General features: G+C 74.9%; 11 protein-coding genes. 2 read left to right on the top strand and 9 right to left on the bottom strand.

Annotation, left to right across the window (positions count from 1 at the left end; all coding sequences use genetic code 11):
- Nucleotides 1–201: 201 nt before the first annotated feature.
- Genes P3H78_RS20700 through pdhA form a run of 4 tightly spaced genes read right to left on the bottom strand, consistent with a single transcriptional unit; the run spans nt 202 to nt 4,828 of the window.
- The gene (locus P3H78_RS20700) at nt 202–1,251 is read right to left on the bottom strand and encodes an NTP transferase domain-containing protein (protein ID WP_276110553.1); all 1,050 of its coding nucleotides are present in this window, start codon (nt 1,249–1,251) and stop codon (nt 202–204) included.
- A 54-nt stretch (nt 1,252–1,305) separates the two neighbouring features.
- Complete coding sequence (locus P3H78_RS20695; protein WP_276110552.1) at nt 1,306–2,688, bottom strand: dihydrolipoamide acetyltransferase family protein; 1,383 nt, start codon at nt 2,686–2,688, stop codon at nt 1,306–1,308.
- Nucleotides 2,688–3,692 carry an alpha-ketoacid dehydrogenase subunit beta gene (locus P3H78_RS20690; RefSeq protein WP_276110551.1) on the bottom strand — a complete coding sequence of 335 codons (1,005 nt, stop codon included), beginning with the start codon at nt 3,690–3,692 and terminating at the stop codon, nt 2,688–2,690. The genes P3H78_RS20695 and P3H78_RS20690 overlap by 1 nt, the downstream gene beginning before the upstream one ends.
- Nucleotides 3,689–4,828, bottom strand: a complete 1,140-nt coding sequence (gene pdhA, locus P3H78_RS20685; protein ID WP_276110550.1) for a pyruvate dehydrogenase (acetyl-transferring) E1 component subunit alpha — start codon at nt 4,826–4,828, stop codon at nt 3,689–3,691. Before pdhA ends, P3H78_RS20690 begins: the two co-directional genes overlap by 4 nt.
- Before the next feature lie 190 nt (nt 4,829–5,018).
- Here pdhA and P3H78_RS20680 point away from each other — a divergent pair, with 190 nt between their 5' ends.
- The gene (locus P3H78_RS20680; RefSeq protein ID WP_276110619.1) at nt 5,019–5,501 is read left to right on the top strand and encodes an Lrp/AsnC family transcriptional regulator; all 483 of its coding nucleotides are present in this window, start codon (nt 5,019–5,021) and stop codon (nt 5,499–5,501) included.
- A 108-nt stretch (nt 5,502–5,609) separates the two neighbouring features.
- On the opposite strand, the gene P3H78_RS20675 is transcribed toward P3H78_RS20680, so the two are convergent.
- Both P3H78_RS20675 and P3H78_RS20670 read right to left on the bottom strand, forming a co-directional pair.
- Nucleotides 5,610–6,200, bottom strand: a complete 591-nt coding sequence (locus P3H78_RS20675) for a TetR/AcrR family transcriptional regulator (protein ID WP_276110549.1) — start codon at nt 6,198–6,200, stop codon at nt 5,610–5,612.
- Nucleotides 6,197–7,711 carry a 3-hydroxyacyl-CoA dehydrogenase gene (locus tag P3H78_RS20670; protein ID WP_276110548.1) on the bottom strand — a complete coding sequence of 505 codons (1,515 nt, stop codon included), beginning with the start codon at nt 7,709–7,711 and terminating at the stop codon, nt 6,197–6,199. The genes P3H78_RS20675 and P3H78_RS20670 overlap by 4 nt, the downstream gene beginning before the upstream one ends.
- A gap of 160 nt (nt 7,712–7,871) precedes the next feature.
- Here P3H78_RS20670 and paaN point away from each other — a divergent pair, with 160 nt between their 5' ends.
- Nucleotides 7,872–9,563 carry a phenylacetic acid degradation protein PaaN gene (gene paaN, locus P3H78_RS20665; protein WP_276110547.1) on the top strand — a complete coding sequence of 564 codons (1,692 nt, stop codon included), beginning with the start codon at nt 7,872–7,874 and terminating at the stop codon, nt 9,561–9,563.
- Between the two features lie 179 nt (nt 9,564–9,742).
- On the opposite strand, the gene P3H78_RS20660 is transcribed toward paaN, so the two are convergent.
- The 3 genes from P3H78_RS20660 to P3H78_RS33325 are packed head-to-tail and all read right to left on the bottom strand — an operon-like array spanning nt 9,743 to nt 12,335.
- Nucleotides 9,743–10,507 (bottom strand): TrmH family RNA methyltransferase, encoded by a 765-nt coding sequence (locus tag P3H78_RS20660; protein WP_276110546.1) that lies wholly within the window; start codon nt 10,505–10,507, stop codon nt 9,743–9,745.
- Nucleotides 10,504–11,715 (bottom strand): HTTM domain-containing protein, encoded by a 1,212-nt coding sequence (locus tag P3H78_RS20655; RefSeq protein WP_276110544.1) that lies wholly within the window; start codon nt 11,713–11,715, stop codon nt 10,504–10,506. The genes P3H78_RS20660 and P3H78_RS20655 overlap by 4 nt, the downstream gene beginning before the upstream one ends.
- Nucleotides 11,712–12,335: a DUF5819 family protein gene (locus P3H78_RS33325; RefSeq protein WP_313884416.1), complete on the bottom strand. Its 624-nt coding sequence runs from the start codon at nt 12,333–12,335 to the stop codon at nt 11,712–11,714. The genes P3H78_RS20655 and P3H78_RS33325 overlap by 4 nt, the downstream gene beginning before the upstream one ends.
- Nucleotides 12,336–13,110 lie beyond the last annotated feature (775 nt).

Below are 13,110 nucleotides of genomic sequence, written 5' to 3'. Positions count from 1 at the left end.
CGTCGTGCGAGGTGCAGTCGTGCGGGGTGGCGTAGGCGGCCGGGCCCGCGGGGTGGCTCGGTGCGGGGCCATGCCCTCGCCCCGTGGCGTCGTGTGCCGTGCGGTCGTGGCCCGGGAGGGAAGCCGCCTCCCTCACGAGGGCGAGCGCCTCCTCGACGTCGAGGTCGTCGGCGTCCTCCCCGACCCGGACACCGCGGGCGGTCATCCGGCACCCCCGCCCGCGCCAGGGGTCCGGGGGTCCGTACCGGCGGCGTCCTCCTCGGCCCAACGCGCCGCGAGCGCGGCGGCCTTGCGGGCGGCGTCGGCGACCGCTTCGGGACCGCCCCCGGCCCGCGCGGCGGCATAGCCGACGAGGAAGGTGGTCAGGGGTGCGGCCGGGCGGGCCACACCGTGCGCGGCGTCGCGGGCGAGGTCGAGGAGGGCGCCGGTGTCGACGTCCAGGTCGATGCCCAACTCGTCCTTGGCTGCGGAGATCCATTCGTCCAACACGTGTCCATGCTCCCTGATGCGTGCCCTGGCGTCGGCGATGTCGTCCCAGGTGTCGCAGTCGAAGGAGGCCACGGGGTCGGGGACGCGGGTGAGGCGGAGTGCGGCGGTCAGGCAGCGCAGGGGCAGCCCGGTGAGCACACCCTCCGGGGCGGGGCCTCCCGGGTCGGGACGCGTCCCGACGGAGGCGCCCGGGCCGGAGCCGTGCGGGCCGGAGCCGCCCGGGCCGGAGTCGTGGGGCGCCGTGTCACTCGTGGACGCGGCGGCCAGGGCGGCCAGTTCGCGGCGCAGGGCGCGGGTGCGGTAGGCGGCCACGAGCGGCTGGTCGCGACCGTCGGCGTCGGTGAGCACCGCGCCGTCCGCGCGGCCGGAGTCCAGCGCGGCCAGCAGCCGCCGCACCGTGGCCGCGTCGAGGAACGGCAGGTCGGCGGAGAGCACCACGACGGCCTCCGCCGTGACCTGGTGCAGCCCGGCGTCGAGCGCGGCGAGCGGACCGCCGCCGGCGGGTTCCTCGCGCGCCCAGCGCACGGGCCGAGGGGTCGGCCGGGGCTCGGCGACGACGACGGTGAGGCGCGCCCCGGCGCAGGCGCCGAGCACGCGGTCGAGCAGCGGGCGGCCGCCCACGCGGACCGCCGGCTTGTCGGCGCCGCCCAGCCGCCGCGCGGCGCCCCCGGCGAGGACGACGGCGTCGTACGCGCGGCCGGCGGCCGTACCGGCGTCGGGAAGGGCGCCGGTGCCGGCGTCCGGGGGCTCATGGGCGGTCATCCCCCGAGTATGCGTCCCGCCGCGATCACAGGGAACGCGGCGGGACGCCGGGCGTCACACGGTGCGCAGCAGCACCGCCGGCTGCTCCACGCAGTCGGCCACGTAGCGCAGGAAGCCGCCCGCCGTGCCGCCGTCGCACACCCGGTGGTCGAAGGTGAGCGAGAGCTGCACGACCTGCCGCACCGCCAGCTCGCCCTCGTGCACCCACGGCTTGGGGACGATGCGGCCGACGCCGAGCATGGCGGCCTCGGGGTGGTTGATGATCGGCGTCGAGCCGTCGACGCCGAACACGCCGTAGTTGTTCAACGTGAAGGTGCCGCCGGTCAGTTCCGCCGGGGTGAGCGTGCCCGTGCGGGCGGCCTCGGTGAGCCGGGCGAACTCGGCGGTCAGCGACTCGGCATCCCGCGCCTGCGCGTCCCGGACCACCGGGACGACGAGCCCGCGCTCGGTCTGGGCGGCGAAGCCCAGGTGCACCGCGTCGAGCCGGACGATCTCCCTGGCCTCCGTGTCCACGGTGGAGTTGAGCTCCGGGTGGCGGGCCAGGGCGGCGGTGCAGATCCGGGCCATGAGGGCGAGCAGGGAGATCTTCGGGCCACCGGCTGCGTTCATCGCCGCGCGTGCGCGCATCAGTTCCGTGGCGTCGGCGTCCACCCAGCAGGTGGCGTCCGGGATCTCACGCCGGCTGCGGGACAGCTTGTCGGCGACCGCGCCGCGGACGCCCTTCAGCGGGATCCGCGTGCCGGCCGGGGACGTACCGGGCGCGGAGGCCGCGGCAGACGCACCGGTCGCCGCGCCCACCGGGGTGACCGGCGTCCCCGCCGTGCGGGCCGGGGCCTGCGCGCTGCGCAGCGCGCTCTCCACGTCCGCGCGCAGGATCAGCCCGTCGGGTCCGGAGCCGGACAGCCGGCGCAGGTCCACGCCGTGCTCCCGGGCCAGCCTGCGGACGAGTGGGGAGATGACGGGCACGGGCCCGTCGGCGCGCGTCCCGGCCGGGCCCGCGGCGGGCGTGCCGGGGACGGTCGTCACGGCGCTCACCCCGTTGACCGGCCTGCCGGGTCCGCCGGGCGCAAGGGGCGCGGTTCCGGCGGGCGTCGGACGCACCCGGCGGCGGCGGGCGGGCGGTGCGCCCGTGCCGTAACCGACCAGGACGTTGCCGGAGCCCTCGCCCCCGCTCTCCCCGGCGGCGGCCGGTTCGCCGACCGCGACCGTCAGCAGCGGTGCCCCGACGGGGAGTTCGGCGCCCTCCTCCCCGAAGCGGGCGGTGACCACACCGCCGTAGGGGCAGGGCACCTCCACCATGGCCTTGGCCGTCTCGACCTCGACGACCGGCTGGTCGATCGCGACGACGTCGCCCACCTCGACCAGCCAGCGGACGATCTCGGCCTCGGTGAGGCCCTCCCCGAGGTCGGGGAGCCTGAACTCCAGCACCTGTGCCATCAGCTCCCGGCCTCCCACTGCAGGCGCGCCACGGCGTCCAGGATCCGGTCGACGCCGGGCAGGTGGTGCCGCTCCAGCATCGGGGGCGGATAGGGGATGTCGAATCCGGCGACGCGCAGCACCGGGGCCTCCAGGTGGTGGAAGCAGCGCTCGGTGACGCGGGCGGCGATCTCCCCTCCGGGACCGCCGAACGAGCCGGACTCGTGCACGACGACCGCGCGGCCGGTGCGGCGCACGGACGCGCAGACCGTCTCGTCGTCGAAGGGCACCAGGGAGCGCAGGTCGACGACCTCCAGGTCCCAGCCCTCGGCCCGCGCGGCCTCGGCCGCCTCCAGGCAGACGGGCACGGACGGACCGTAGGTGACGAGCGTGGCGCTGCGGCCGGAGCGCCGGACGACCGCGCGGCCGATGGGGTCGACGGCCTGCGGCTCCTCCGGGTTCCAGGTGTCCTTCGACCAGTACAGGCGCTTGGGCTCCAGGAAGACGACGGGGTCGTCGGAGGCGATGGCGGCGCGCAGCAGCCCGTAGGCGTCGGCGACGGTCGCGGGCGTGACGACATGGAGCCCCGGAGTCGCCATGTAGTACGCCTCGGAGGAGTCGCTGTGGTGCTCGACGCCGCCGATGCCGCCGCCGTAGGGCACGCGGACGGTGATGGGCAGGGGCATCCTGCCGCGGGTGCGGTTGCGCATCCGCGCGACATGGCTGACGAGCTGCTCGAACGCCGGGTACGCGAACGCGTCGAACTGCATCTCCACGACCGGGCGCAGCCCGTACATCGCCATGCCGACGGCGGTGCCGAGGATGCCGGCCTCGGCGAGCGGCGTGTCCGTGCAGCGGTCCTCGCCGAACTCGGCGGTGAGTCCGTCGGTGACGCGGAAGACGCCGCCGAGGGTGCCGACGTCCTCGCCCAGGACGTGCACGGCGGGGTCGTCCGCCATCGCGTCGCGCAGTGCGCGCGTGAGGGCCTGGGCCATGGTGGCCGGCTTGAGCGCGACGGTGGTCATCGGGCCGTACCCTCCTCGGACTCGGCGGCCAGCTCGGCCCGCAGCAGCTCCCGCTGCTCGCGCAGCTGGGGCGTGGGCTCGGCGTAGACGTGGTCGAACAGGTCCGTCGGGTCGAGGGCCGGGTCCTGGTTCATCTTCTCGCGCAGCCGCGCGGCCATCGCCTCGGCGTCCTCGCGCGCGGCGCGGATGCCGTCCTCGCCGATCAGCTCACGTGTGGTCAGCTCCCGCTCCAGCAGCGCGATCGGGTCGTGGTCGCGCCAGGCGTCGACCTCGGCGTCGCCGCGGTAGCGGGTGGCGTCGTCGGCGTTGGTGTGCGCCTCCATGCGGTACGTCACCGCTTCGATCAGGGTCGGTCCGCCGCCCTCGCGTGCGTGCCGCACGGCGTCCGTCAGGACCTCGTGGACGGCCGCGGCGTCGTTGCCGTCGACCAGTCGGCCGGGCATGCCGTAGCCCACGGCCTTGTGGGCGAGGGAGGGGGCGGCAGTCTGCTTGGCCAGCGGGACGGAGATGGCGAAGCCGTTGTTCTGGACGAGGAAGACGACCGGCGCCTGCCAGACGGCCGCGAAGTTCAGCGCCTCGTGGAAGTCGCCCTCGCTGGTGCCGCCGTCGCCGACCATGGCCAGCGCGACCACGTCGTCGCCCTTGAGGCGGGCGGCGTGCGCGAGGCCGACGGCGTGCGGGAGCTGGGTGGCGAGCGGGGTGCTCAGCGGGGCCACCCGGTGCTCGTAGGGGTCGTAGCCGGTGTGCCAGTCGCCGCGCAGCAGGGTCAGGGCCTCGACCGGGTCCACCCCGCGCGCCACGACGGCGAGGGTGTCGCGGTAGCTGGGGAACAGCCAGTCGCGCTCCTCCAGGGCGAGCGCGGCGGCGACCTCGCAGGCCTCCTGGCCGGTGCTGGACGGGTAGACGGCGAGACGGCCCTGCTTGGTGAGGGCGGTGGCCTGCGCGTTGTACCGGCGGCCGCGCACGAGCTGCGCGTACAGGCGGCGCAGCAGCTCCGGGTCGGCCTTGGCGGCGGCTTCCGTCCCGAGGACGCGGTACGGCTCCGCGTCGGGCAGCAGCGGCGCGGGGTCGGTACGGGGCTGCCAGGCGGGCGGCGGCGATGGCCGGTACGCGCCTCGCTGCTCCATGACCGTCATGACGGCACCTCCTCGTGGGAGCGGCTACGGGAGGCGTGTCGGCTGTGACCCGCCTCACCTACCGATTGTTCGGTCGTCGGCACATTTTGGCTACAGGCGGCCCCAGGCTGTGGACAAACGGTTCTCCACAGCATGGGATGGACGCACTACGTCCAGCCGGGGAAGGCGGGGGGACATGGCACCTGAACAAATGGCCGACGGCCCGGACGGCATGGCCCTGCCACCGCCCCGTCCGCTGGACGCCATCGACCAGGACATCCTGCAGATGCTCCAGACGGACGGCAGGGCGTCGATACGGTCGGTCGCCGAAACCGTCCACGTCTCGCGCGCCAACGCCTACGCCCGCATCAACCGGCTGGTCGAGGACGGCGTCATCCGCGGGTTCGGTGCCCGCGTGGACCACGAGCGGGCGGGCCACGGCACCTCCGCCTACGTCACCCTGAAAATCGTGCAGAACTCCTGGCGCACGGTGCGCGAGCAGCTCAGGCAGCTGCCCGGCGCCTCGCACATCGCCCTGGTGGGCGGCGACTTCGACGTGCTGCTGCTGGTGCACACGCCGGACAACCGGGCGCTGCGCGAGTTGGTGCTCACCCGTCTTCAGGCCATCCCCGAGGTGCTCAGCTCGCGCACGCTGCTGGTGTTCGAGGAGGAGGACCTGGAACCGCAGGGCTGAGCGGCGCCCGGGGTCTGCGGCGCCCGGGCCGTGTTGCGGCCGCGTTCGGCCCCGGGGCCGACTCTCCGTCCCGGGGCCGGCTGTCGGCCCCGGCTCCGCCGTCCGGCCTCAGGCCTCCGCGCGCAGGCCGCCGAACACCATCTGCACCACCGCGTCGGCCAGCTCGCGCTCGCCGGTGCCGCGCCCGTCGGGCCGGTACCACTCCACGATGGAATTGATCATGCCGAAGACGAGCCGGGTCGCGAGCCGCACCTCCACGTCGCCGCGCACGTCCCCCTCCTCGGCGGCCGCCCTCAGCAGGGCGGCGACCCGGTGGTCGAACTCGCGGCGCCGCTCCAGCGCCCAGCGCTCGGTGCCGGTGTTGCCGCGCACCCGCAGCAGCAGCGTCACGTAGGGCAGCTCGGCGATCAGCACCTCGACCATGCGCCGTACGACGTACTCCAGGCGCCCCGCGGCGTGCCCCACGCGCGCGTGCTCCTCGTCGAGGATCCCGAAGAGCCCGTCCAGCGCCCGGCTGACCGCCCGGCGCAGCAGCTCCTCCTTGCCCGCGACATGGTGGTAGATCGACGACTTGGAGATCCCGGCCGCCTTGGACAGGTGCTCCATGGAGGTGCCGTCGTAGCCTCGCTCGTTGAAGACCCGCACGGCGACGGTGAGCAGCGTCTCCGGCGTGTACGTGTCGCGTCTGGCGGTGGTCATGAGGTGCCCTCCCGCTTGTCGGTGGCGTACGCGTGGCGGTAGAGCGCCAGGGACGGCGCGTAGCGTCCGGACGGGTCGCGCAGGTGCAGGTCGTCGAGGAGGTCGTAGGCCCAGGTGCGGCCGAGCCGCCGGCTCCACTCGAAGGGCCCGAGCGGGTAGTTGACGCCCAGGCGCATCGCGGTGTCGACGTCCTCCTCGGTGGCGACCCCCTTGGCGACGGCGTCGTGCGCCAGGTCGACGATGCGGGCGACCGTGCGGGCCACGATCAGGCCGGGCACGTCGCCGACGACGCTGACGTCCTTGCCGAGCGCCTGGAACAGCCCGACGGCCTCGGCGAGGGTCTGCGGCGCGGTGTCCTGGGAGGCCGACAGGGCGATCCGGCCGGCGCTGCGGTAGTCGAAGGCGAGGTCGAAGTAGACGACGTCCCGGAACTCGGCGGAGGTCTGCCCGTCGGCGAGGACGAGCTGCCCGCCGCCGGGCAGGACCAGGCGGCTGCCGTGGTCCTCGTCCTCCTCGCGGACGGGGATGCCCGCCTCGCGGATCAGCGCCAGCAGCCCGGCCGCGGGTCCGAGGCCGCCCTCCGCGACCACGTACGCCGGGGCCGGCTGCGGTTCGGCGGTGTGCGGTTCGGGAAGCTCGGCACCCTCGGAGTGGTCGTACCAGCCGTGCCCGGTCTTGCGGCCCAGGCGGCCGGACTCGACCAGGCGCCGCTGCGCGAGCGACGGCGTGAAGCGGACGTCCTGGAAGAACGACTGCCACACGGAGTGCGTGACCGACTCGTTGACGTCCTGGCCGATGAGGTCGGTCAGCTCGAAGGCGCCCATCCGGAAGCCCCCGGACTCGCGCAGCACCGCGTCGATGGTGGCGGGATCGGCGCCCTGCGCCTCCAGCACGGCGAACGCCTCGGCGTAGAAGGGCCGGGCGATGCGGTTGACGATGAAGCCGGGGGTGTCCGCGCAGGCGACCGGCGTCTTGCCCCAGGCGCGGGCGGTCTCGTACGCGCGCGTGGCCGACGTGACGTCGGTGGCGAAGCCGGAGACCACCTCCACGAGCGGCAGCAGCGGTGCCGGGTTGAAGAAGTGCAGGCCCACGAGGCGGCCCGGATTGCGCAGCGCGCCGCCGATCGCGGTCACCGACAGCGACGAGGTGTTGGTGGCGAGCAGGCAGTCGTCGTCGACGACGTCCTCCAGCGCCCGGAACAGCTCCTGCTTGGCGTCCAGCCGCTCCAGCACCGCCTCGACGACGAGCGCGCAGTCCGCGAGCCCGGCGAGGTCCGCGGCGGGCAGCAGCCGGGCGCGGGCCGCGTCCCCCTCGGCTTCCGTGAGCCGGCCCTTCGCCACGAGCCGGTCGAGCCGGGCGCCGATCGCGGCGGCCGCCTCCTCGGCCCGTCCGGGCACGGCGTCGTGGAGCCGGACCGGATGGCCCGCCACCAGCGCGACCTGGGCGATGCCCTGGCCCATGGTGCCGGTGCCGACGACGGCCACGGGGCTGCTGAGGTCGAGTGCTGTCATGTGCGCGATCCTCCCGCACGGGGATTTCCACAGATGCGGCAGGCCCCCTTGTCCCGACCGATCGTTCGGTTACTCTAGCCCTGTCCAGTCGTTCCTGCCCATGGTTCTGCCCAGGTCATGAGCTCGAAGAAGAGTTCCTGAGACGAGGAGTTGGTCCCGCATGGCCGCCGAACTGACCGCGCACGAGCTGATCGCACGGCACCGGCCCACTCTCGACCAGGCGCTGGAGGCGATCCGCACGCGCGCGTACTGGTCGCCCCACCCGGAGCACCCGAAGGCCTACGGGGAGCACGGCAGCCTGGACGCGGCCGCGGGCAAGGCGGCCTTCGACGCCCTGCTGGGCTCCCGCCTCGACCTCGGCCAGCCCGGCACGGACGACTGGGTCGGCGGCGAGGTCTCCCCGTACGGCATCGACCTCGGCGTGACGTACCCGCACGCCGACCTCGACGTGCTGCTGCCCGCCATGCGGGCCGGTCAGCGGGCCTGGCGCGACGCCGGCCCGGAGGCACGCGCCGTGGTGTGCCTGGAGATCCTCAAGCGGATCAGCGACCGGACCCACGAGTTCGCCCACGCCGTCATGCACACCTCCGGACAGGCGTACATGATGGCGTTCCAGGCAGGCGGCCCGCACGCCCAGGACCGCGGTCTGGAGGCGGTGGCCTACGCGTACGTGGAGCAGGCCCGCACCCCGGACACCGCCGAGTGGACCAAGCCCCAGGGCAAGCGGGACCCGCTGGCCCTCACCAAGCAGTTCACCGCCGTCCCGCGCGGCATCGGCCTGGTCATCGGCTGCAACACCTTCCCGACGTGGAACGGCTTCCCGGGCCTCTTCGCCTCCCTCGCCACCGGCAACGCGGTCCTGGTCAAGCCGCACCCGCACGCGGTGCTGCCGCTCGCGCTCACGGTCCGCGTCGCCCGCGAGGTGCTCGCCGAGGCCGGATTCGACGCGAACCTGGTGGCGCTGGCCGCCGAGCGTCCCGGCGAGGGCATCGCCAAGACCCTGGCCACCCGCCCCGAGATCCGGATCATCGACTACACGGGTTCCACGGCCTTCGGCGACTGGCTGGAGGCCCACGCCCGCCAGGCCCAGGTGTACACGGAGAAGGCCGGCGTCAACACGGTTGTCGTCGAGTCGGCCGGCGACTACAAGGGCATGCTCTCCAACCTGGCCTTCTCGCTGTCGCTGTACAGCGGCCAGATGTGCACCACCCCGCAGAACCTGCTGGTGCCCCGCGACGGCATCCGCACCGACCAGGGCCACAAGTCCTTCGACGAGTTCGCCGCCGACCTCGCCCAGGCCGTCGACGGCCTCCTCGGCGACGACGCCCGGGCGAACGCCCTGCTCGGCGCGATCGTCAACCCGGACGTGAAGTCCCGCCTGGAGGCCGCGGCCGGCCTCGGCGAGGTCGCCCTCGCCTCCCGCGAGATCGCCAACCCGGACTTCCCCGGCGCGGTGGTCCGCACGCCGGTGATCGTCAAGCTGGACGGCGCCAAGCCGGACGACGAGGCCGCCTACATGAGCGAGTGCTTCGGCCCCGTCTCCTTCCTCGTCGCCGTCGACTCGGCGGCGGACGCGGTGGAGCTGCTGCGCCGCACCGTCCGCGAGAAGGGCGCCATGACGGTGGGCGCCTACACCACCGACGACGAGGTCGAGCAGGCGGTGCAGGAGGTGTGCCTGGAGGAGGCCGCCCAGCTCTCCCTCAACCTCACCGGCGGGGTGTACGTCAACCAGACGGCCGCCTTCTCCGACTTCCACGGCTCGGGCGGCAACCCGGCGGCCAACGCGGCCCTGTGCGACGGAGCGTTCGTCGCCAACCGCTTCCGCGTGGTGGAGGTCCGCCGGGAGGCGTAGGGCCTGCGCCCGGGAGTCGTCCGGCCGGTCCGGGGGCGCCCGGGCGGTGTCCTGCGGGCCCGGCACGGCGTGGGCTCCTGCGGGCCGGCGGTCTCGGGGGCCGCCGGCCCGCAGGATCGGGGACGGCGGGACCGGAGGCGGGCCGCGACCGGACTGCCGGTCGCCGGGGCCGCCGGACGTCAGTCCCGGACCGGCGCGTGCGGCGCGCCCCCCGTCGCGCTCCAGTGGTACAGCGTCATCGCCACACTGGTGGCGAGGTTGTAGCTGGAGACCTGGGGGCGCATCGGCAGCGCCACCAGATGGTCGGTGCGCGCCCGCAGCGCGTCGGACAGTCCACTGCGCTCGGAGCCGAAGGCGAGCACCGCGTCGTCCGGCAGCTCCAGGCCGCGGATGTCCTCGCCCTCCGGGTCGAGGGCGAAGAGCGGCCCGGGCGGCAGCCCGTCCGCGTCCAGCCGCTCGACGGCGGTCGCGAAGTGCAGCCCCGCCCCGCCGCGCACCACCGTGGGATGCCAGGGGTCGAGGGTTCCCGTGGTCACCACCCCGGTCGCCCCGAAACCGGCCGCGAGCCGGATGACGGCCCCCGCGTTGCCCAGGTTGCGCGGCTGGGCCAGGACCACCACCGGCGCACTGCGAGGGGTGCGGGCCAGCGTCCGCAGCTGGTCCTCCCGGTCGGGGCGGACGGCGAGGGCGGCCACGGCGGTGGGGTGCGGGCGCGGCACCAGCGCCGCGTAGGTCTCCTGGGGCACCTCGGCCAGCAGTGCGTCCAGCCGGTCCCGCACGTCCGGGGCCAGTTCACCGGCCAGGTCGAGCGCCGCACGCCGGTCGGCGGTGACCGCGACCGGCACCTCCGCGCCGAAGCGCAGCGCGTGCTTGAGGGCGTGGAAGCCGTCCAGCAGGACGGACGAGCCGGCGATCCGGCGCCACAGCCGCAGAGGGTCGGTCATACCGGGAAGCCTACGTGGGCGGGCTCGCTCTCCTCCGGGGAGCGCGGGGCCCTCCGCCCGGGCCGCCCGGCGCCCGGCAGCAGCCGTCCTCGCGCGCGTGCGGCCCAGCCGCCGAGCCGTTCCAGGAACGAGGTCGGCAGGAACACCGCGTCGCTCGCGATCATCGCCAGCGAGAAGAAGGGCAGCCCCAGCACGACCGCGATCACCGCGTGCTCGGCCATCATCAGCGCCAGCAGGACGTTCTTGACCCGCCGGTTGAAGAGGGTGAAGGGGAAGGCGACCTGCACCAGGACCGTCCCGTAGGTCACGAGCACGACCATGGTGCCGCTGGCCGAGAGCGCGTCGGCGAGGGCCGGCCAGGGCGAGAAGTAGTCGAGGTGGAGCGGGTAGTAGACGGCGGTCCCGTCCTGCCAGCGCGAGCCCTGGATCTTGTACCAGCCGGCCGTCGCGTAGATCAGACACGCCTCGGCCATGATCACCAACAGGGCGCCGTTGTGCACGGTGTCGGCGACGACGTCGAGCAGCCTGCGCGCCTGGGCCGTCCGGTCGCGCCGCCCCACCGCCCACCACAGGGCCTGCGCCCCCCACACGCCCCACAGCAGCGCGGGGACGAGCCACTCGCCCTGCATCCGCCCGGCGGCGGTCACCCCGGCCGGCACCAGGCCGAGCACCACCCACAGGGCGACGCCCGTCCGGTCCGTCGTCCGCTCCCCGCGCGCGCGTGCCGCGGCCTGCCGGGCCGCCCGCCGGGCGTCCAGCGACCACACCCTGCCGCAGCGGGTGAAGACCAGGTAGAGCGACATCAGGTGCAGCACGTTGTCGCCGCCGTCCCCGACGAACACGCTGCGGTTCTGCAGGGACACCACGCCGACCATGAAGAGCACGGACAGGGTGCGGGTGCGCCAGCCCAGCAGGAGCAGCAGGCTCGACAGGACGGCCAGGGCGTAGCAGGTCTCGAACCAGAACTCCCCGCGGAACCACAGCAGCGCCGAGAAGGCCCCGTTGTCGGCGGTGAGCTGCTGCGCGAGACCCCAGCTCCAGGGGCCGTCGGGTCCGTAGAGCTCCTGCCGGTGCGGGAACTCGCGGATCAGGAACAGCAGCCAGGTCGCCGCGAAGCCGATCCGGACGACGGCCGTCTGACGGGGTCCGAGGGCCTCGCCGGTGACCCGGGCGATCCCGCGCGAGGCGCTCTGTGCGAAACCGTTCACCGGACGCCTCCCCCGGCCTCGTCGGCGGGCACGACCCACCAGGGCAGAAGCCGGTACGCGGGCCTGTCCGGCGCCTTCTCCCCGCTCCACCCCGGCGGCGGCACGTCGGCGGTGCGGATGCGGACCTGCACGCGCTGGATCACGCCCGCCGCACCGGCGGGGTGCATCCGGCCGAGGCGCAGCACGACGATGCGGCGCAGGTACTGCTCGGCCAGTGCGCCGCGCAGGCCGGCCGGGCGGTTGCCGCCGTCGTGCGAGGCGCCGTAGTAGTCGAGTGCCCGGCGCAGCTCGTTCTGCTGGGTGTGGCTGGGCAGCAGGTTGCCGTCGATGGCACGGCCGTCCTGCGCGGACAGGTCGTACCAGCCGGTGGTGCGCACGTCGCCGTCGGGCGTGCCGACGTCAGCGCGCGCCAGCACGGCGATGTTCTGCTGGAGGGGGTTCGGCGCGAACAGCTTCCAGTTCTGCTCGAACTCCGGGTAGATCCAGTCGTCGACGGCCTTGCCGTGCTGCTTCGTCACGGTGTTGGCCGGCGCGACGTGCAGGAACACCATCCCGATGTGCACACACGCGGTCACCGCGACGGCCGCCAGCGCGAGCGCCGCGACGACCTGGTACCGCACCGGAAGCGCAGCGATCCCGGCACGGGTTTCGGTGGGGTCCCCGGCGGCGGGCTCGACGGGAGTGCGGGCGGGGGGCGCGAAAGGACCGGGGCCGGGGCCGCCGGGTTCGCGGGCCGGGGTGCCGTCCCCGACAGGAGGCAGGACGCCGTCCCCGGCGGGGAGAGGGGCGCCGGCCCCGGCAGGAGGGGAGCCGTTTCCTGGGGAAGATGCGGTGCCGTCCGCGGCAGGAGGGGCGCCGTCCGCGGCAGGAGGGGAGCCGTTTCCTGGGGAAGATGCGGTGCCGTCCGCGGCAGGAGGGGCGCCGTCCGCGGCAGGAGGGGCGCCGTCCCCGGGGAAAGACGCGGTGCCGTCCCCGGCCGGAGGCGGGGAGCCCTCCTCGGCGGGAGGCCGGGCACCGTGCGCGGCGGGCCGCGGCGCCGGGACGCGCGCGGGAGCGGCCTCGTCGCCGTGGGCGGCGTCCGGCTCCGACGGCGAGGGGAGCGGGGCGTTGCCGCGGGGCGCGGTGCCCTCCGGTCCTGCGCCGGGCTCGGGCGCCGCCGTGTGCGGTGCGCCCGGACCGCGCCGCCCGTCCGGGGCGCTCGAGTCCTCGTCGTTCGCGTCCATCCCGCCCCGTCCCCGATCCCCGTCCGCTTCTTCGGCGTTCTCCGGCTTTCTCCGGCCTCCCGGGCCCGGCCGCCGCGCGCATCGCCCGCCGGTGCCGCACCGGAACGGTACTCATGCCCGCCCACCGGGCACACCCCCGGCCTGCCGTGGCCCGGCACACGGCCACCGCCGA

Origin of the sequence: Streptomyces tropicalis (assembly GCF_029269835.1) — a bacterium.
Lineage (GTDB): Bacteria > Actinomycetota > Actinomycetes > Streptomycetales > Streptomycetaceae > Streptomyces > Streptomyces tropicalis.
This window is presented reverse-complemented; position numbering and strand designations above follow the sequence as displayed.